19 protein-coding genes are annotated in these 18025 nt (G+C 70.6%); 8 read left to right on the forward strand and 11 right to left on the reverse strand.

All coding sequences use genetic code 11. The annotated features are described in order from the left end of the window. Positions 1 to 29 precede the first annotated feature (29 nt). The gene (locus G537_RS0105940) at positions 30 to 491 is read right to left on the reverse strand and encodes a potassium channel family protein (RefSeq protein WP_026869318.1); all 462 of its coding nucleotides are present in this window, start codon (positions 489 to 491) and stop codon (positions 30 to 32) included. 169 nt (positions 492 to 660) lie between these two features. Between G537_RS0105940 and G537_RS36675 the strand changes: the two genes are divergently transcribed. Then, a complete protein-coding gene (locus tag G537_RS36675) occupies positions 661 to 1383 on the forward strand; it encodes a DinB family protein (protein ID WP_034850697.1) in 723 nt (240 codons plus the stop codon). Here the strand turns inward: G537_RS36675 and G537_RS0105950 are convergent. The 4 genes from G537_RS0105950 to G537_RS0105965 all read right to left on the reverse strand — a co-directional run bounded on the left by G537_RS0105950 (position 1350) and on the right by G537_RS0105965 (position 5385). Next, entirely contained in the window at positions 1350 to 2246 is an 897-nt protein-coding gene (locus G537_RS0105950; RefSeq protein ID WP_026869319.1) for a bifunctional 5,10-methylenetetrahydrofolate dehydrogenase/5,10-methenyltetrahydrofolate cyclohydrolase, read from the reverse strand. The genes G537_RS36675 and G537_RS0105950 overlap by 34 nt on opposite strands. Positions 2247 to 2325: 79 nt before the next feature. Continuing rightward, positions 2326 to 3129, reverse strand: coding sequence for a carbohydrate ABC transporter permease (locus G537_RS43550; RefSeq protein ID WP_034850700.1), 804 nt, complete (start codon positions 3127 to 3129; stop codon positions 2326 to 2328). Positions 3130 to 3134: 5 nt separating this feature from the next. Then, on the reverse strand, positions 3135 to 4004 hold the full coding sequence (locus tag G537_RS43555) for a carbohydrate ABC transporter permease (RefSeq protein ID WP_026869321.1): 870 nt from the start codon (positions 4002 to 4004) through the stop codon (positions 3135 to 3137). Between the two features lie 160 nt (positions 4005 to 4164). Next, positions 4165 to 5385, reverse strand: coding sequence for an ABC transporter substrate-binding protein (locus G537_RS0105965; protein WP_034850703.1), 1221 nt, complete (start codon positions 5383 to 5385; stop codon positions 4165 to 4167). Positions 5386 to 5612: 227 nt separating this feature from the next. Between G537_RS0105965 and G537_RS0105970 the strand changes: the two genes are divergently transcribed. Further along, positions 5613 to 6683, forward strand: coding sequence for a LacI family DNA-binding transcriptional regulator (locus tag G537_RS0105970; RefSeq protein WP_281171442.1), 1071 nt, complete (start codon positions 5613 to 5615; stop codon positions 6681 to 6683). Here G537_RS0105970 and G537_RS0105975 read toward each other — a convergent pair. Then, positions 6680 to 7468 (reverse strand): phosphodiesterase, encoded by a 789-nt coding sequence (locus G537_RS0105975; RefSeq protein WP_026869324.1) that lies wholly within the window; start codon positions 7466 to 7468, stop codon positions 6680 to 6682. The two genes, G537_RS0105970 and G537_RS0105975, sit on opposite strands and share 4 nt — an antisense overlap. Before the next feature lie 132 nt (positions 7469 to 7600). Beyond that, a complete protein-coding gene (locus tag G537_RS36680) occupies positions 7601 to 8659 on the reverse strand; it encodes a trypsin-like peptidase domain-containing protein (RefSeq protein ID WP_051247970.1) in 1059 nt (352 codons plus the stop codon). Between the two features lie 290 nt (positions 8660 to 8949). Between G537_RS36680 and G537_RS0105985 the strand changes: the two genes are divergently transcribed. Next, complete coding sequence (locus G537_RS0105985; RefSeq protein WP_026869325.1) at positions 8950 to 9177, forward strand: hypothetical protein; 228 nt, start codon at positions 8950 to 8952, stop codon at positions 9175 to 9177. Between the two features lie 79 nt (positions 9178 to 9256). On the opposite strand, the gene aroC is transcribed toward G537_RS0105985, so the two are convergent. From aroC to fabI, 3 genes are all read right to left on the reverse strand, one after another. Beyond that, positions 9257 to 10333 carry a chorismate synthase gene (gene aroC, locus G537_RS0105990; protein WP_026869326.1) on the reverse strand — a complete coding sequence of 359 codons (1077 nt, stop codon included), beginning with the start codon at positions 10331 to 10333 and terminating at the stop codon, positions 9257 to 9259. A gap of 171 nt (positions 10334 to 10504) precedes the next feature. Further along, positions 10505 to 11002, reverse strand: coding sequence for a GNAT family N-acetyltransferase (locus G537_RS0105995; RefSeq protein WP_026869327.1), 498 nt, complete (start codon positions 11000 to 11002; stop codon positions 10505 to 10507). Continuing rightward, on the reverse strand, positions 10999 to 11838 hold the full coding sequence (gene fabI / locus G537_RS0106000) for an enoyl-ACP reductase FabI (RefSeq protein ID WP_026869328.1): 840 nt from the start codon (positions 11836 to 11838) through the stop codon (positions 10999 to 11001). Before fabI ends, G537_RS0105995 begins: the two co-directional genes overlap by 4 nt. Positions 11839 to 11948: 110 nt before the next feature. Here fabI and G537_RS36685 point away from each other — a divergent pair, with 110 nt between their 5' ends. Beyond that, complete coding sequence (locus tag G537_RS36685; RefSeq protein ID WP_051247973.1) at positions 11949 to 13313, forward strand: YihY family inner membrane protein; 1365 nt, start codon at positions 11949 to 11951, stop codon at positions 13311 to 13313. Between the two features lie 39 nt (positions 13314 to 13352). Here G537_RS36685 and G537_RS0106010 read toward each other — a convergent pair whose 3' ends face one another. After that, positions 13353 to 13829 (reverse strand): RT0821/Lpp0805 family surface protein, encoded by a 477-nt coding sequence (locus tag G537_RS0106010; RefSeq protein WP_026869329.1) that lies wholly within the window; start codon positions 13827 to 13829, stop codon positions 13353 to 13355. Positions 13830 to 14006: 177 nt separating this feature from the next. On the opposite strand from G537_RS0106010, the gene pdxH reads away from it, so the two are divergent. The 4 genes from pdxH (at position 14007) to sppA (ending at position 17968) form a co-directional block, all read left to right on the forward strand. Continuing rightward, positions 14007 to 14624 carry a pyridoxamine 5'-phosphate oxidase gene (gene pdxH / locus G537_RS0106015; RefSeq protein ID WP_026869330.1) on the forward strand — a complete coding sequence of 206 codons (618 nt, stop codon included), beginning with the start codon at positions 14007 to 14009 and terminating at the stop codon, positions 14622 to 14624. Continuing rightward, positions 14621 to 15562, forward strand: coding sequence for a cation diffusion facilitator family transporter (locus G537_RS0106020; protein ID WP_026869331.1), 942 nt, complete (start codon positions 14621 to 14623; stop codon positions 15560 to 15562). Before pdxH ends, G537_RS0106020 begins: the two co-directional genes overlap by 4 nt. A 69-nt stretch (positions 15563 to 15631) precedes the next feature. Continuing rightward, the gene (locus G537_RS0106025; RefSeq protein ID WP_026869332.1) at positions 15632 to 16204 is read left to right on the forward strand and encodes a peroxidase-related enzyme; all 573 of its coding nucleotides are present in this window, start codon (positions 15632 to 15634) and stop codon (positions 16202 to 16204) included. An 18-nt stretch (positions 16205 to 16222) separates the two neighbouring features. After that, positions 16223 to 17968, forward strand: coding sequence for a signal peptide peptidase SppA (gene sppA / locus G537_RS0106030; RefSeq protein WP_026869333.1), 1746 nt, complete (start codon positions 16223 to 16225; stop codon positions 17966 to 17968). Positions 17969 to 18025: the final 57 nt, after the last annotated feature.

Here is an 18025-nt window from a genome sequence, read left to right on the forward strand (position 1 = left end):
GAGGGTACATACGAAGAGATAATCCGAATTCAATGCCGGCCGGAGCGGGCCTCGCCCTCCCCTTGCTCAGCGACACGCCGCCCGATCGCGAGCAGCGTGTCGAAGATCACCGCCGTCGACCAGCCGGCGAGCAGAATGCCGTTCAGCGTCGTCATCGGCCCCAGAAGGCGCCAGCGCGGGGCCGGCAGCACGTCGCCATAGCCGAGCGTGGTGTAGTTGACGAAGGCGAAGTAGAAGGCATCGCCCGGCGCCCGCCACTCGATCACGTCGAGCGCGTCGTAGACCAGCGCCCAGATGGCGATCTCGGCCAGATGGGCCAGCATCAGCACCGCCACCGTGGCGATCATGCCGGGGACCAGGATCCAGGCCGGCGCTTGGCGATGCTGCTTCAGCGCCCAACGGCGCGGCGCCCGCAGCGCCTGCATCGCCAGCGCGTGCACGGCGATGTTGCCCAGGCTGACCGCCAGCCCGACCAGAAGCTGCCCCAGCATCCCCATCCTCCCGGGCATTGCCGACCGCTTTCTCCGACGCGGCCGACTCAAGCCTCTCAGGTCGGGCCGGATGGCACCATTCCGAAATCGCCGCCGCGCATCGGCCTGGAATCGCCCCGAAGTCGGCGTACCATCAATGACACGGAGCGGCGACGATCACGGCTCGCCCATGAAGTACTCGGTGACATTGGAGCACGGCAGCGATGGGAGCTGGCTCGCCTGGGTCCACGAGCTGCCCGGCTGCTTTGCGCGCGGCCCGACGCGGGCGGATGTCGAACGCAGCCTGCCGGCCCGGATCAGCGACTTTCTCGACTGGCTCCGCCGGTCCGGAGAACCCGTGGCGGCGATGACCGAAGTGATCGTCGTCGAGGAGGTCGAATCCAGGATCGAGGCCGCCGAGGACACGGAAGCGCTGGTCCGGGCCGACCGGGCCCCGCTCACGCCGCCGGACTGGGAAAGGATCGAGCGGTGGCTGGCCTATTCGCGAAGAGACCTGCTGGAAGCGCTCTCGGCGCTCTCCGCCGAGGATCTCGACCGCCGGGCCGAGGGCAGCAGCCGGACGATCCGCGGCGATCTGCTGCATATCGCCTTTGTCGAGCTGATGTACGCGGCATGGACCTTCGATCTCGACACGCGGCAAGGCCTCAAGGCGTTTCTGGGATGGACTCGTGGCGTGGCGACCGACCGCATGCGCGCGCTTGCCGAGCGGCACGATGATACCCGGACCTTCGCCGAATGGGCCGGCGCCCCGCGCCGCGAGGAATGGAGCGCACGGAAAGCGGCGCGGCGGCTGATCTGGCACGAGCTGCTGCACCTACCGTCGCTGCGGGGCGGCCCCGCGGACAGCGAGGGGCAGCCTCAGAACGCCGACGCCCCCAGCCGGGCCTCGTAATGCGCCTTCTGGCGGCGGGTGGCGACCACGGTGTTGCGCATCAGCACCGCCACCGTCACCGGCCCGACGCCGCCCGGCACCGGGGTGATCCAGCCCGCCACCGGGGCGACGCTGTCGTAGTCGACATCGCCGACCACCCGGCTCTTGCCGTCGTCGTCCAGCACCTCGTTGATGCCGATGTCGATCACCGCGGCGCCCGGCTTGATCATGTCGCCGGTGACCAGCTTCGGCTTGCCGACGGCGACGAACACCGCATCGGCCCGGCGCGAATGCATGGAGACGGAGCGGGTCATGTGGTGGCAGACCGTGACCGTCGCCCCCTCCGCCATCAGCAGGAAGGCGATCGGCTTGCCGACGATCTCGGAATGGCCGATCACCACTGCCTCCAGCCCCTCCAGCTTCAGGCCGGTGCGCTTCAGCATCTCGACGGCGGCCAGGGCGGTGCAGGGCGCCAGCTCCAGCTCGTTGTAGACGATGTTGCCGATCGAGGCCGGGTTCATGCCCTCGACATCCTTCAGCGGGTGAATCGTCGTCTGCATCGCCTTGATCGAGATCTGCTTCGGCACCGGGCGCTGCAGGATGATGCCGCTGACCTGCGGATCGACGTTCAGCGCGGCGATGGTGGCGCGCAGCTCCTCCTGCGTCAGGCTCTCGGGCAGGCGGCGGGTCTCGAAGGCGATGCCGACGCGTTCCGCTGTCCGCCGCTGGTTGCGGACATAGACGTCGACCGCACTCTCGTCGCCGACCGTGATCGACACCAGCTTCGGCGGCCAATGCGTCTCGCCCAGCGCCTGCACCTCTGCCGCCACCTCGGCCAGGATGGCATCCGCCACCGCCCGTCCGGTCAGGTCCCGCTCGCCCATCGCCCGCTCCGCCGCGCATCCCGCGATGCGGGGCTTTTGGCCCCAGGGCGCCGCAGCGTCAACCCACGGTCGCGGATGTCTACTTTGTCCCGAGCGCGAAGCCGCGCAGCAGGTGCTTCTGGATGTAGCCCGCGACCAGCAGCACCGGCAGCGACGACAGCAGCCCGATCGCCATCAGCCGGCCCCACAGCGTCTCGTCCTCGGTGATGAAGGTGGCGACGTAGAGCGGCAGGGTGAAGCGGCTGGGGCGCTGCAGGTAGAGCAGCGCGAACAGGAACTCGTTCCAGCACAGGATCAGGGCGAAGATCAGCGTCGCCACCAGCCCCGGCAGCGCCAGCGGCAGCACGATGTGCCAGAGGCGGCGCCCCAGCCCGGCGCCGTCGATCGCCGCCGCGGCCTCGATCTCCACCGGCACCTCGCGGACGAAGCCCAGCAGCATCCACAGGCAGAAGGGCAGGGTGTAGAGCTGGTAGACCAGCACCAGCCCGGACAGGGTGCCAAGCAGGCCGAGATTGAGCAGCAGCGCATGCAGCGGCAGCGCCACCACGATCGGCGGCATCAGCTTCACCACCAGCACCAGCAGCAGGAACAGCACGTCGAGCCGCTTCGGGAAGCGGAACCGGGCCAGGGCGTAGGCGGCGAGGAAGCCGGCGGCGAGCGAGAGCAGCGTGGCCCCGAAGGCGACGACCGCCGTGTTCTTCAGCCGCACCAGGAAACCGTCGTCGAGCACGGCGCGGATGTTGTCGAGGGTCGGCACGGTCGGCAGGAAGCCGCGGCCGGCGCGGGCCGGGTCCTCGAAGGCGGCGCCGACCATCCAAAGGATCGGCAGGGCGAAGACCAGGACGAACAGGGCGATGCCGAGATACGGCAGGGCACGGCGCAATTGGATCACCGGGCCGAACCCCGCATCGCCTGGGCGGCGTAGACGGCGCAGAGCGCGCAGGCGATCGCCATCATCACCACCGAGGCGGCGGCGGCGAGGCCGACATCGAAGAACTTGAAGCCCTTCTGGTAGACATACATCGACAGCGTCTCGGTGGCGTTGCCGGGGCCGCCGCCGGTCAGGGCATAGACCTTGTCGAACAGCTTGAAGGTGTCGATCAGCCGCAGCAGCAGGGCCAGGAAGATCTGGCCGCGCACCAGCGGCAGCACGATGCGGGTCAGCAGCACCCAGGGCCGGGCGCCGTCGGTCCGCGCCGCCTCCACCACCTCGGGCGGGATCGACTGCAGCCCGGCCAGGACGATCAGCGTCGTCATCGGCGTCCATTGCCAGGTGTCGACCAGCATCACCGACCACAGCGCCAGGCCGGGATCGGACAGCCAGGGCACCGGCGGCAGGCCAAGCCAGCCGAGAGCGCCGTTCAGCACCCCGACATCGTGGTGGAACCAGGACCGCCAGATCGCCGAGCAGACCAGGGTCGACAGCATCATCGGATAGACCACGACCGACAGCACCGCGCCGCGGCCGCGGAACTCGCGGTTCAGCAGCAGGGCGAGGGCGGTGCCGAGCGCGACCTGGACCAGCGAGGCCACGACCGCGAACCGGACCGTATTGCCGATATCGACCCGGAAGAACCAGTCGCCGAACAGCGCGGCGTAGTTGGCGAGGCCGACCCAGCGCGAGGTGTCCGCCGCGAAGTCGATCTTCTGGAAGGAATAGGCCGCGACCTGCAGCACCGGCCAGAGCGCGAACACGACCAGCAGCAGCGCGGCGGGAAGCAGGAGCAGGACGAGCTGCCGGCGGTCGGTGAAGAGCATGGGGTGATGAGCAGTCTTTCGGGATTCCTGTCCTGTCATGCCCGGGCGGGTCCTCGGGTCAAGCCCGAGGACGGGCATCCAGGGCGGCAGGCACCGTTCTTGGTGGCCCCTGGATCGCCGGGTCAAGCCCGGCGATGACAGAAAGGGATAACCTCGTTCCTTACTTCGCCAGCGCCGCGTCGATGTCGGCGGAGGCCTTCTTCAGCGCCTCCTCAGCGCCCATCTGGCCGACCAAAGCGAGTTGCAGATAGTCGCCGAGAATCGATTCGACCTGCGGCCACTGCCTGATCCGCGGCCGCGACACGCCGGCTTCGAGCGCCTTCAGCTGGTCCGGGTACCAGCGGTACTTGGCGACCAGATCCTTGTCGGCATAGAGCGCGGCCAGGGTTGGCGGCAGGCCGAAGCGCAGCGCCAGCTGCTTCTGCATCTCCGCGGAGCCGAGGAAGGCCAGGAACTTCTGCGCCGCCTCGGCATTGGGCGCGCCGGACGGGATGGCCACCTGCCAGATGCCCAGCATCGGCGCCGGCCCCTTGGTCTCGCCCGGGGCCGGGCCGATCGCGACCTTGCCGACCACCTTGGACTTGGCGGCATCGTCGAGCGACGGCACCCAGGCCGGCCAGACCTCGATCGCCATCGCGGCGCGGCCCTGCTCCAGCGCGTCGCGCACCTCGGTGGCGTTGTAGGTCTCGACCCCGGTCGGGGCATAGGCCTTCAGCGACAGGAACTGCTGCAGCGCCTTGACCCCGGCGGGCGACGCCAGCGCCGCCTTGCCGGAGCCGTCGACGATCTCGCCGCCATGGGCCCAGAAGATCGGCAGGAAGCCGGTGACGATCGGGTTGCCCTTGGTGCCGCGGAACACCACCCCGGCGACGTTCGGGTCCTTGGCCTTCAGCGTCTCCGCCGCCTTGACCACCTCGCTCCAGCTCTTCGGCGCCAACAGGCCCGCGGCCTGGAACAGGTCGGTGCGGTAGGCGAACATCTCGACATTGCCGACGAAGGGCTGCGCCACCGCCTGCCCGTCCTTGCCCTTGGCCAGTGCGGCCAGGCTGGGGATCACGCCGGACAGGTCGGCCGTCACCGGCTTCAGCCAGCCATTGGCGGTGAATTCCGGCATCCAGGTGTCGTCGACGACGATCACGTCATAGGCGTCGGCACCGCCGCGCAGCGACACCACCAGCTTCTCGTACAGGCTGCCATAGGGCAGCTTCAGCAGTTCGATCTCGGTGTCCGGCGACGCCGTCCTGTAGGCCTCGACCGCATAGGCCAGCGCATCGCCATAGACGCCGTCGCGGCCGGCGATCACCAGCTCGTCCGCCTGCGCCGCCCCGGCCAGCAGCAGCGCGGCCAGCCCGGCCACCCGGCCGATCATCGTCCCTGTCATTTCAACCCTCCCAGTCCGCAGGATGGTCGCCGGCGTTCGGAAGAGGTTTTGAACACGTGTTCACGAACCCTCACAGCTGTTCGCCGACCGCACCGCTCTCCGGCGGAGCTTCTATCATGGCGCCCGGAACCGCACGCTTTCAAGGAAATGAATGTTTGGTGACGGTCCGATGACATTCGCGCGGGCCGCGCAATTCCGGCTTTACGGCGCCTCATCTTCGTGAACACGTGTGCTTCGATCTTCGGGTCTTCGGCAGGGAGCGCCGCTTGGGACGACGACGGCAGGACAGCGGAATGCGGCCGGTGACGGCCCAGGCGGTGGCGGACCGGGCCGGGGTGTCGCGCGCCACGGTCTCGCGCATCATGTCGGGCCAGGCCCGGGTGGCGCCCGAGACCCGCGACAAGGTGCTGGAGGCGGCTTCGGCCCTGGGCTACCAGGTCAACATGCTGGGCCGCGGCATGAACCGCCAGCGCTCCGACCTGGTCGGCATCGTCGTGCGCGGCGCCACCGACCCGTACCGCGCCAGCCTGTTCGAGGCGCTGCTGCGCGAGATCGACGCGCGCGGCCTGCAGTCCCTGGTCAGCGAGGTCGGCGACGAGGCGGCGCTGGACCGCACCATCGCCCGGTTCCTGCAATACCGCGTCACCGGGGTGCTGGTGACCTCCGGCGCGCCGCCGCTCGCGCTGGCCGAGCAATGCGCGCGGCTGGGCATCCCGGTGGTGGCGTTGAACCGCGCTGTGTCGATCCCCGGGGTGGACTCCGTGCTGTCGGACAACGAGACCGGCGGACGGCTGGCGGCGGAGGCGCTGCTGGCCGCCGGCTGCCGGCATCTCGGCTTCCTCGGGGTCGAGGGAGGCACCTACAGCGGCATGGCCCGCAGCGCCGCCTTCGTCGCCGCCCTGGCGCCGGCCCTGGCCGCGGGCCGCGCCACCTTCCGGCCGATCGTCGCAGCCGGCCCCGATCACGCCGCCGGGGCCGCGGCCGCCGCCGGGGCCTGGAACGCGCCGCTGGATGGGCTGTTCTGCGCCAGCGATGTGCTGGCCTGCGGCTTCCTGGACGGGGCCCGGGCCGCGGGACGTACGGCGCCGAGCGACTTCTCGATCATCGGCTTCGACGACGTGCCGCCGGCCGGCCTGGCGCCCTACCGCCTGACCACGATCCGCCAGGATGCCGGCCGCATCGCCGCCCGGGCCGTGGCCCTGATGCTGGACCGCGCCGAGGACCCCGCCCGGCCGGCAACGGTGGAGGCGGTGCCGGTCGCGCTGGTGCCGCGCGATACGGTCCGGCCGGCGGGCTAGGACACCCGGCGCTGCACCCCGTCGATCGGCGACAGATGCGAGATCAGCCGCTTGCCGGTCCAGTACAGCAGCCGGACCAGCGGCGGCTCGATGCCGACCGTCAGCTCGGCCCCCTGTTCCAGGTTCAGCCCGACCGCATGCGACGGGCTGGGCCCGATCGAGGCCGGGATGCCGGCGAAGGTGGTGTCGACGGCGCGATGGACATGGCCGCACAGCACATGCACCACCTGCCGGTGCCGGACCAGCACCCGGGCCAGCCCGTCGCCGTTGCCGCAGCGCCAGCCGTCCATCCGGGTCATCCCGGTCTCGAAGGGCGGGTGGTGCATGAACACCAGCGCCGGCTGCTGCGGCGCTTCCGACAGCCGGGCGTCGAGCCACTCCAGCCGGTCCTCGCACAGCAGGCCCTCGGTCCGGTCCGGGATGGTGGTGTCGAGCCCGATCAGGCGCAAGCCGCCGGTCTCGCCGGCGATGTTGAGGAAGGGGCCCTCGGTGCCGATTCCGGCATGGCCGGTGAAGGCCTCGCGCATCGCCTCGCGCGAATCATGGTTGCCGGGGACCGCCAGCATCGGCAGGCCGAGCGGCGCCAGCGCCTTCTGGAACAGCCGGTACGATTCGACGTCGCCACGGTCGACCAGGTCGCCGGTGACGAGCAGCAGGTCCGGCCGGGGCGACAGCGAGCCGAGATGCTCGACGCAGCGGCGCAGCGCGCCGAGGGCGTCGATCCCCGTCTCGACCGCGACCTCCGGCGTGGTCACATGGGTGTCGGTGATCTGGGCGATCAGCATGAACGTCCGGTTCCTCGGCGCCGCGGAGCGAGACAGGCCGGCATGGTCGCGCGTACCGTGCCGGCCAGACTTCTGTCCCAGACCGTTACAACGACGGCGAGGCCGAGCGCCAGCGCCGGAACGTGAATTCGGTTACTGCGCGCCGAGCGCCACCGGCATGGTCAGCGTCTCCTTGCCGCGCACCACGGTCAGCGTCACCGAGGTCTGCGGCCGCATCAGGCCGACGGCGTTGCGCAGGGCAGTGGCGCTGTCGATCGGATGCCCGTCCAGCGCCGTGACCGCATCGCCGACCCGGAGGCCGGCCGTGGCCGCGGCGGTGCCGGGGACGATGCCGGTGACCAGCGCGCCGCGGTTGACGGCGATGCCGCGCGACGCCGCCTTGGCCGGGGTCAGATCCTCGATCGCGACGCCGAGCCGGGCCCGCGACACCGAGCCGTACTGCTCGATCTGGTCGATCGAGTTCTTGACCATGTGCATCGGGATGGCAAAGCCGATGCCCGCATTGGCGCCGGAGGGGCTGATGATCGCGGTGTTGATGCCGACCAGCCGGCCGTCGAGATTGATCAGCGCGCCGCCGGAGCTGCCGGGATTGATCGCCGCGTCGGTCTGGATGAAATCCTCGTAGCCCTCGATGCCGAGCCCGCTCCGCCCCGTGGCGCTGACGATGCCCAGCGAGGCGGTCTGGCCGAGGCCGAAGGGGTTGCCGATCGCGACCACGAAGTCGCCGACCTTGGGCATGTCGGTGTCGTCCGTCGGCAGCTCCGTCTTCAGCCCGTTGGCGGGGATGCGCAGCACCGCGATGTCGATGTCGGGGGCCGAGCCCACCACCTGGGCCGGCACCTCGTTGCCGTCGCCGAGCGTCACGCCGATCTCGGTGGCGTTCTCGACGACATGGGCGCTGGTCACGACCAGCCCCCTGGCGGCGTTGACGATGACGCCGGAGCCGACGCTGCGGAACGGCTTCTCCTTCTCGCCGCCGAAATAGCGCCGGATGTCGGGATCGCGCAGCATCTCGGCGGTCGGGCGGACGGTGCCGCGGACCGACACGTTCACCACCGCCGGCATGGCCTGCGTCAGCACCGGGTTCAGCGTCGGCGGCAGGCCGCCGCCGGCGGACCCCGCCCCGCCCCCGTTGCAGGCGGCCAGCGCCAGCGTCGCGGGAACCAGCAACAGCATCAGGATGCGGCGCATCGAGTGTCTCCTTCCGATCCGCTGGAAGATGTGCGCCGGTTTGCGGCGAGCGTCCAGGATTGGTTCATCCCCGCCCCACCGAACCCGCGACGGCGGGGAAAGTTCACCGGAGCCGGCCGCGGCCCTTGTGGCGGCAGGCGCGGTCCGGTGGCAAGGCTTTTGCGTTCCGGGCGCCGGCCCCCCTCCCATCCCGTCGCCACTCCGTCTATAGTCGGACATGACCGGCGTGTGACGCCGGCGCCGGCGACAGGCTTCGAACGCAGCGATCCGCTCACATCAGGAGACATTTCATGACCGCGAGCGACCTTGCCGACGATGCGGATATCGAGGCTTTGGCGAAATTTTTCTCGGAATCCGATGCGGCGGCGGTGGCGCCCTATGCCCTGGTGCGCCGCGGCAAGATCAAGTGCTTCTTCGACAATCCGACGGCGGCCGCCGAAAGCGGTGCCCGCGCCTATAGCGATCGCGCCTTCTCGGTGATCGACATCCGCGCCCGGAGGATCGTCCGGCGGCCGTGAGGCCGCGGCCGGTGAAGCCCGGCGACTCGTGTCATGCCCGGCCTTGGCCCGGGCCCCCAGAGAGGCGTCGCCCCAAATCTCATCCCCGATCCTCGATCGCCCTCTGCCGCAGCATGTGGTCGGCCAGGACGCAGGCCATCATCGCCTCGCCCACCGGCACGGCGCGGATGCCGACGCAGGGGTCGTGCCGGCCCTTGGTCAGGATCTCGGTGTTGTGGCCCTCGATGTCGACCGTCCGCCGCGGCGTCAGGATCGAGCTGGTCGGCTTGACCGCGAAGCGCACAACCACCGGCTGGCCGGTCGAGATGCCGCCGAGGATGCCGCCGGCGTTGTTGGCGGTGAAGCGGACCTCGCCGTCATTGCCCATCTGCATCTCGTCGGCGTTCTCCTCGCCGGACAGGGACGCGGCGGCGAAGCCGGCGCCGATCTCGACCCCCTTCACCGCGTTGATCGTCATCATCGCCCGGGCCAGGTCGCTGTCGAGCTTGTCGTAGATCGGCTCGCCCCACCCGGCGGGCACGCCCTCGGCCACCACCTCGACCACGGCGCCGGTCGAGGACCCGGCCTTGCGCACCCCGTCGAGATAGTCGGCCCAGCGTGCCGCTGCCTCGGCATCCGGGCAGAAGAACGGGTTGCGGTCGACCTCGTCCCAATCCCAGCGATCGCGGTCGACCCGGTGGGGGCCGATCTGCACCAGCGCGCCGCGGATGGTGACGCCGGCCAGGATCCTGCGGGCGATGGCGCCGGCGGCGACGCGGCAGGCGGTCTCGCGCGCGCTGGACCGGCCGCCGCCGCGCGGGTCGCGGATGCCGTATTTCTTCCAGTAGGTGTAGTCGGCATGGCCGGGCCGGAACTTGGCCGCGATCTCGGAATAGTCCTTGCTGCGCTGGTCGGTGTTCTCGATCAGCAGCGAGATCGGCGTGCCGGTCGTCTGCCCTTCATAGACGCCGGACAGGATCTTCACCTCGTCGGCCTCGCGCCGCTGGGTGACGAAGCGCGACTGGCCGGGCTTGCGCTTGTCGAGCCAGGGCTGGATGTCGGCCTCGGACAGCGGGATGCGCGGCGGCGTGCCGTCGACCACGACGCCGATCGCGGGGCCGTGGCTTTCGCCCCAGGTGGTGAAGCGGAACAGGGTTCCGAAGCTGTTGCCGGCCATAGTTTCGTTCCGTCCGGGCCAAACCAGAGTGGCCGCACAAGTCTCTCACCATGTCATTGCCGGGCTTGACCCGGCAATCCAGGGCCACCGCGAGCAGCTCTGGCTATCCCTGGATGCCAAGGCCAAGCCCGGGCATGACAAAGAAGGGCAGACCGGCGAAGTGCCGGCCGCCTATTCTCCCCTGGCCACGCGGTCGAGGGCCCCGCCTTCGAGCCGATAGTAGATCTTCTGCGGCAGGCGCGCCGCGCCGATCCGGTCGTAGAGGCGCTGCGCCCCCTCGTTCCAGGTCTCGGTGGTCCAGTCGAGCCGGGTGCAGCCGCGTTCGCGCGCCAGCCGCGCCAGGAAGCGCAGCAGCGCCTCGCCGCCCCCCTGGCCGCGGGCGCCGTCGCGCACGTAGAGGTCCTTGAGCTGCAGATGGCCGGTCAGGGCCTGACCCGGAAACAGCATGCCGAAGCTGGCCAGGCCGACCGCCCGGCCGTCGATCTCGGCCAGCGCGATCTCGGTCGAATGCTCACCGTAGACGTAGCGCCCGACCCGCTCGGCCGTGACCGCATCGGGATCCGGCACTCGGCCATTGGCGTAGTGCCGGTCGAGGTCCTGGAACAGGTCGATGACGGCCGCCCGATCGGCTTCCGTGGCCAGCCGGACCGTGACAGCCGGCGCGCTCACGGCTTCGGCGCCAGGCTCTGCAGCAACTCGGCCGTCGCGGCCGCGTTGTCGACCGCGACCATGCCGACGGTGTGGTAGCCGCAATCGACGTGGTGCACCTCGCCGGTCACGCCGGAGCCGAGATCGGAGAGGAGGTAGAGCCCCGCGCCGCCGACCTGCTCGATGGTGACGTTGCGCTTCAGCGGCGCGTTCAGCTCGTTCCACTTCAGGATGTAGCGGAAGTCGCCGATGCCGCTGGCGGCCAGGGTCTTGATCGGGCCGGCCGAGATGGCGTTGACGCGGATGCTGCGGCCGCCCAGGTCGACCGCGAGGTAGCGGACGCTGGCCTCCAGCGCCGCCTTGGCCACGCCCATCACATTGTAGTGCGGCATCACCCGCTCGGCCCCGTAATAGGTCAGGGTCAGGAGGCTGCCGCCTTCGGTCATCAGCGGCACCGCCCGCTGCGCCACCGCGGTGAAGCTGTAGCAGGAGATGTCCATGGTGCGCAGGAAGTTGTCCCGCGTCGTGTTCAGGTACAGGCCGTCGAGCTCGTTCTTGTCGGAGAAGGCGATGCCGTGCACCAGGAAGTCGAGCCGGCCCCAGTCGCGCTCCAGCGTCTCGAACGCCGCGTCGATGCTGGCGTGGTCGGTGACGTCGCAGGGCAGCACATGGGTCGAGCCGATGCCGTCGGCGAGCGGCTTGACACGCTTGTAGAGGGCGTCACCCTGGTAGGTGAAGGCGAGCTCCGCACCGTGGGCCGCGCAGGCCGAGGCGATCCCCCAGGCGATCGACCGGTCGTTGGCGACGCCCATGATCAAGCCGCGCTTGCCTTGAAGGAGCGGAGAGGGAACCGTCATCGCAAAGCCTCAGTTTGGGTCACGAAGCCCGAACGGGGCGCGCCGCGGGTCCTCGGGAAAGTGCGGGGATCGTACACGAACGCCCTGTCGGGTCAAATGTGGGCTGATGAATGGCATCGGGACCGGGTGATCGGCAAGAGCAGAGCTGGAGTCTGGACCGCAGGGCTCGCGGCTGGGCGCGGGCGCTCTACACCTTCGGCCGCTACGCCGTGCTGCGGTTCTGGAACGACCGCGGGGCGCAGGCGGCCTCGGCCCTGACCTATTCCTCGCTGCTGGCGCTGGTGCCGATGGCGACCATCGCCTTCTCGATCCTGTCGGCCTTCCCCGCCTTCGGCGTCATCCGGGTGGCCGCGCAGAACTGGCTGGTGGAGATGCTGGTGCCCGAGGTCGGGCACACGGTGCTGAACTATCTCGAGGGATTCAGCCAGAACACGGGGCGGCTGACGGCGATCTCGATCGTCGGCCTGGTGGTCAGCTCGGTGCTGCTGCTGGCCACCATCGAGGACGCCTTCAACGGCATCTGGCGGGTGAAGGAGCAACGGGCCTGGGTGGTGCGGATCGTCACCTTCTGGGCGATCCTGACCCTGACGCCGATCCTGGTGGTCGCCAGCTTCTCCTTCACCATCAACTTCATCGGCGGCCGCGGCGGCTTCGTCCAGCAGCTCTGGGCGCCGTTCATCGGCTTCGTGCCGCTGGTGCTGCAGTTCATCGGCTTCACCCTGCTGTACCAGCTGATCCCGAACCGGTCCGTGCGCTGGACCGATGCCGTGATCGGCGGGCTGATCGCGGCGGTGGCGTTCGACATCTCCAAGCGCCTCTTCGCCTGGTACCTGCGCGAATTCCCGGCCTATGAGACGATCTACGGCGCCCTGGCCACGATCCCGATCTTCCTCCTGTGGCTCTATCTCGCCTGGTCGATCGTGCTGATCGGCGCGGTGATCGCCGCGGCCCTGCCGGACTGGCGCTCCGGCCGCCTCCTGGGCGGCGAGATCGACGACCTGCTGCCCGGGCCGCGGCTGACCATCGCCGTCGCCATCCTGCGCGAGCTGGCGGCGGCCAGCCGCCTCGGCGTCGGCATGCACCGCCGCACCCTGCTGGACCGGGTGCCGGTCGGCATCTCCGCGCTCGACGGCATGCTGGAGCAGCTGCGCCACGCCCGTTTCGTCGAGCGCTCCGCCTCCGATACCTGGCTGATCTCGCGCGACCTGCGGGTGACGACGCTGGCCGACCTGATGCGCGGCCTCGGCGTCGGCATGCGCGGCAAGATCGGCGAGGTGCCGGGGCTGGAGGGGCCGTGGCTGCAGGCGCTGGCGGACCGCATCCACGCCGCCGAGGAGGCGCATCAGGACAGCCTGGGCGCGCCGCTGGCGGAGGTGCTGGTCGACGAGCCGCCGGCGGAGCGGCTGGCCGGCCGGCCGCAGAACCCGCCGATCCCGCTGCATCGTTCCCCCACGAATGCGGAAGGCCCGCCGTGAGCGGCACGGCGGGCCTTCGGACGATTGGGATCGTGCGTCTCAGCCGTTGACGATCCGCCAGGTGCCGTCGCCCTCGCGGCAGGCGGTGCCGGTGCCGGTCTGGGCCCGGCCCTGGACATAGATGGTCTGGGTGAATTCGCGGCAATCGCGCCCGTATTCCGGGTCCCGGTAGGTGCGGGTCGGGGTGACGGTGCCGTAATTGCCCGAATCCGGGTTGCGCCAGGAGCTCGCGGTGCCGGTCGGGGTGGTCTCGAAGGCCCGGTTGTAGGTCCGCTCGGCATAGAGCTGGTCCGACCGGTCGAGCGAGGCGCCGACCGAGTTGCCGAGCCAGCCGCCGATCAGCACGCCGGCGGCGGTGGCGGCCAGCTTGCCGGTGCCGCTGCCGAACTGCGAGCCCAGCAGGCCGCCGCCCGCGGCGCCGATCAGGGTGCCGGCGCCCTGCTTCGGGCCGAAGTCCTGGCAACCGGCCAGGGCGACCGCACCGGCGAGGGCGACGGCGATGGTAAGCTTCCTCATAATCTCCGATCCTCCTGGGATGCCCGCAGCGGGCATCGGACCTGTCCTGGCCGCCATGGACTTCACGGCGTCGATCCCTAATGTAGCCAAAATTCGACCGAATGAAGGCCGTGCGCCATGACGACGCCCCCCTCGCCCGCCCCGAATCCCGGCAGTGCCGCAAGCGAACCCGCCAACGTGGATTTCGTTCCGCCGGAAGACCCGTTCGCGCTGTTCGAAACCTGGTTTGCCCTGGCCTCGGCGCATGAGATCAACGACCCGAACGCCATGGCGCTGGCGACCGCGACGGCGGAAGGCGTGCCTTCGGTCCGGACGGTACTGCTGAAAGGCGTCGACGACGCCGCGGCGGAAGCCCGCGGCTTCGTCTTCTACACCAATCTGGAGAGCCGCAAGGGCGAGGAGCTGGCGCGCAACCCGCGGGCGGCGCTGTGCTTCTACTGGAAGAGCCTGCGCCGGCAGATCCGGATCGAGGGGCCGGTGACGCCGGTCGAGCCGGCGGAGGCCGACGCCTATTTCGCCAGCCGCCCGCGCGGCAGCCGGATCGGCGCCTGGGCCTCGGCCCAGTCGCGGCCGCTGGCCGACCGGGCGACGCTGGAATCGGCGGTGGCCGAGGTGACCCGGCGCTTCGGGCCGGAGGAGGCGGACGGGCCGGTGCCGCGGCCGCCGCACTGGTCCGGCTTCCGCCTGGTGCCATGGCGGATCGAGTTCTGGCAGGAGCGGCCCTATCGCCTGCACGACCGCGTGGTCTACGAGCCGGGCCGGGACGGCTGGCGCCACCATCGGCTGTACCCGTGACGGACGCCGTCCAGAACGGCGGCGAACAGGCCAGACGCGACCGGCTGCTGCGCCTGGCCACGGCGATCAGCGTCTCGGTCGCCTCCACCCTGGCCCTGCTGAAGCTGGCCGCCTGGCTGGTCACCGGGTCGGCCGCGATCCTGTCCTCGCTGCTGGACAGCCTGGTCGACATCGCCGCCTCCGGCATCCTGATGATCAGCGTGCGCCATGCGCTGCGGCCGCCGGACCGGTCGCACCGCTTCGGCCACGGCAAGGCCGAGCCGCTGGGCGCCGTCGCCCAGGCCGCCTTCGTCGGCGGCTCGGCCCTGCTGCTGATCTTCGAATCGGCCGGCCGCTTCATCACCCCGGCGCCGATCGCCGAGGTGCCGCTGGGCATTGCGGTCATGGTCGTGTCGGTGGTCGCCACCGTCGCGCTGGTGCTGTTCCAGCGCGCCGTCGCCCGCCGTACCGATTCGACCGCCATCGCCGCCGACCGGCTGAACTATGTCGGCGACACCGCCACCAGCCTGGTGGTGCTGGCGGTGCTGGTGATCGGCCAGCAGCCGGGCTGGCTGTGGCTGGACCCGGCCGCCGCGATCGGCGTGGCGCTATGGCTGCTGGTCAGCGCCGCCCGCATCGCCCGCCGCGCCGCCGACCATCTGATGGACCGCGAGCTGCCGCGGGAGGACCGGGACCGGATCGCCGCCATCGTCCGTGCCGACCCGGAGGTGGCGGGCCTGCACGACATGCGCACCCGCAGCGCCGGCGGCACCCGCTTCATCGAGCTGCATGTCGAGATGGATGGCGCCCTGACCCTGTGGCAGGCCCACACCGTCTGCGACCGCCTCGAGGCCGCGCTGTCCGACGCCTTCCCCGACGCCGAGGTGATCCTGCACCAGGAGCCGGCCGGGCTGGACGACGAGCGGCTGGACCACCGCATCTTCAAGCGCCGAGGCTAGCGGCTGGGTTCGACCCGGCCCCAGGCGCCTGCTAGGCTGCGGCCCAGCGATCAGCGAGGGAGCCCCACCGTGCCGCAGCCCGATCACGTCATGGCCTTCCCGATCCCGGACGAGGCGGCGCTCGACGAGGATCTCAAGGCCTATTACGCCAAGTGCCTGGAGAAGCTGGGGCTGGTGCCGAACGTGATCCGCGCCTACAGCCTGCGGCCGAAGAAGCTCCGCAACTTCATCGCCACCTACAACGAGCTGATGCTGGGCGACAGCGGGCTGTCGAAGCTGGAGCGGGAGATGATCGCCGTCACCGTCTCCTCTGCCAACCGCTGCTACTACTGCCTGGTGGCGCACGGCCAGGCGGTGCGCCGTCTGTCGGAGGACCCGGAGCTGGGCGAGATGCTGGCCTTCAACCACCGCGTCGCCCGGCTGCCGCCGCGCCACCGCGCCATGCTGGACTTCGCCTGGCTTCTGACCACCGAGCCGCACCGGGTCGACGATGCCGAGCGCGCGGCGCTGCGCGAGCACGGCTTCTCCGACGAGGACATCTTCGACATCTGCGACGTGGTCGGCTTCTTCAACATGTCGAACCGGGTCGCCTCGGGCGTCGACATGATGCCGAACCGCGATTATCACGCCATGGACCGCTGATTCCGGGCAGGACGCATCATGGGCCGCTTCATCCGCGCCATCCTCATCATCTTCGGCGTGCTGTTCCTGCTGCTGCTCGCCGTCATCGGCGGCACGGCCTGGTACTTGGCGACGCGGTCGCCGCAGCTGCCGAAGGGCGATCTGGCCCTGGTCCTCGACCTCCGCCGCGGCGTGCCCGACCAGGTCCCGGGCAGCGGCTTCAGCCTGACCCGCACCCCGCTGACGCTGCACCAGACCATCGACGCGATCGACCGCGCCGCCGCCGACCCGCGGATCGGCGCCATCGTCGCCCGGCTGGCGCCGGATGCGGTGCCGCTGGCCTCGGCGCAGGAGCTGCGCGACGCCGTCGACCGGGCGCGGCGGGCCGGCAAGCTGACCGTGGCCCATGCCGACGATTTCGGCAGCGCCGGGCCCGGCAATGTCGCGATCTATCTCGCCGCCGGCTTCGACCAGACGCTGATGATGCCGCAGGGCGGCGTCGGCCTGACCGGCATCTCGGTCGAGGTGCCCTTCGTCCGCGACCTCCTGGACACTGTCGGCATCCAGCCCGAGGTCAGCAAGCGCGGCCAGTACAAATCGGCCCCCGAGACCTTCACCGAGCGCGACTTCACCCCGGCCAGCCGGGCGATGAACGAGGCCATCGCCCAGGGGCTGTACGAGCAGCTGATCGCCGGCATCGCCCAGGGCCGGGCCCTGCCGCCCGACGAGGTCAAGCGCCTGATCGACGACGGCCCCTACACCGCCAAGGAAGCGGTCGACGCGCGGCTGATCGACAAGCTGGCCTATTGGGACGAGGTCGACGGGCTGGTCGATGCCCGGGCCGGCCGCAAGCTGGCCGAGGTCAAGGCCAGCGACTATCTCGCCGCGACCGAGCCGGAGGAGGGCCGCGACCTGCCGCGGATCGCGGTGATCTACGCCAGCGGGCCGATCGTCGACGACCCTTCCGACGGCAGCCTGGATCGCCGGATCGTCGGCCATGAGCTGGCCGAGACCATCGACGATGCGGTCGGGGACGGCCGGATCAAGGCGATCGTGCTGCGCATCGACAGCCCCGGCGGCTCGGTCGTCGCCTCGGCGCTGATCGGCCGGGCGGTCGAGCGGGCGCGCGACAGCGGCAAGCCGATCGTGGTGTCGATGGGCGAGACCGCGGCCTCGGGCGGCTACTGGATCGCCGCCCAGGCCAAGGCGATCGTGGCCGAGCCTTCGACCCTGACCGGGTCGATCGGCATCTTCGCCGGCAAGCCGGTGCTGCAGGCGCTGTGGAAGAAGGTCGGCGTCAACTGGGGCAGCGTGCAGCGCGGCCGCAACGCCGGGATCTGGACCCTGAACGAGCCCATGAATGCCGGCGAGAAGGGCCGGTTCGAGGCCGGGATCGACGCCGGATACGACGCCTTCATCCAGCTGGTGGCCAAGGGCCGCGGCCTGGAGCCCCGGGCGGTGGACTCGGTCGCCCAGGGCCGGGTCTGGCTGGGCAGCGAGGCGGCGAAGAACGGGCTGGTCGACCGGCTGGGCGGCCTCGACGCCGCCATGGTCATCGCCCGCCAGGCGATCGGCCTCGGTCCCGACGCCAAGGTGGTGGTGGAGCGGCTGCCGCGGCCGCGCTCGACGCTGGAGACGCTGCGCCGGCTGGTCTCGGGCAGCCCGTTCGGCGAAGGGGCGCTGATCGAGGCCGGCCTGGGACCGGTCACGGAACGCCTCGGCGCCTTCGCCGCCGCCACGGACGGGCCGGTCGCGGCCATGCCGCCGCTGCTGCTGGGACGGTAGCTCCAGGTTGGGTTCGCGGACCGCGAACCCAACCTACGGAGTGATCCGCCGACCCTT

Origin of the sequence: Inquilinus limosus DSM 16000 (genome assembly GCF_000423185.1) — a bacterium.
Taxonomy (GTDB): Bacteria; Pseudomonadota; Alphaproteobacteria; order DSM-16000; family Inquilinaceae; genus Inquilinus; species Inquilinus limosus.

Bases quoted from the DNA above. Each gene is read 5' to 3' on its own strand.
- G537_RS0105940 (WP_026869318.1), bottom strand. From the start codon at position 491: ATGCTGGGGCAGCTTCTGGTCGGGCTGGCGGTCAGCCTGGGCAACATC.
- G537_RS36675 (WP_034850697.1), top strand. From the start codon at position 661: ATGAAGTACTCGGTGACATTGGAGCACGGCAGCGATGGGAGCTGGCTC.
- G537_RS0105950 (WP_026869319.1), bottom strand. From the start codon at position 2,246: ATGGGCGAGCGGGACCTGACCGGACGGGCGGTGGCGGATGCCATCCTG.
- G537_RS43555 (WP_026869321.1), bottom strand. From the start codon at position 4,004: ATGCTCTTCACCGACCGCCGGCAGCTCGTCCTGCTCCTGCTTCCCGCC.
- G537_RS0105965 (WP_034850703.1), bottom strand. From the start codon at position 5,385: ATGACAGGGACGATGATCGGCCGGGTGGCCGGGCTGGCCGCGCTGCTG.
- G537_RS0105975 (WP_026869324.1), bottom strand. From the start codon at position 7,468: ATGCTGATCGCCCAGATCACCGACACCCATGTGACCACGCCGGAGGTC.
- G537_RS36680 (WP_051247970.1), bottom strand. From the start codon at position 8,659: ATGCGCCGCATCCTGATGCTGTTGCTGGTTCCCGCGACGCTGGCGCTG.
- G537_RS0105985 (WP_026869325.1), top strand. From the start codon at position 8,950: ATGACCGCGAGCGACCTTGCCGACGATGCGGATATCGAGGCTTTGGCG.
- aroC (WP_026869326.1), bottom strand. From the start codon at position 10,333: ATGGCCGGCAACAGCTTCGGAACCCTGTTCCGCTTCACCACCTGGGGC.
- fabI (WP_026869328.1), bottom strand. From the start codon at position 11,838: ATGACGGTTCCCTCTCCGCTCCTTCAAGGCAAGCGCGGCTTGATCATG.
- G537_RS36685 (WP_051247973.1), top strand. From the start codon at position 11,949: ATGGCATCGGGACCGGGTGATCGGCAAGAGCAGAGCTGGAGTCTGGAC.
- G537_RS0106010 (WP_026869329.1), bottom strand. From the start codon at position 13,829: ATGAGGAAGCTTACCATCGCCGTCGCCCTCGCCGGTGCGGTCGCCCTG.
- sppA (WP_026869333.1), top strand. From the start codon at position 16,223: ATGGGCCGCTTCATCCGCGCCATCCTCATCATCTTCGGCGTGCTGTTC.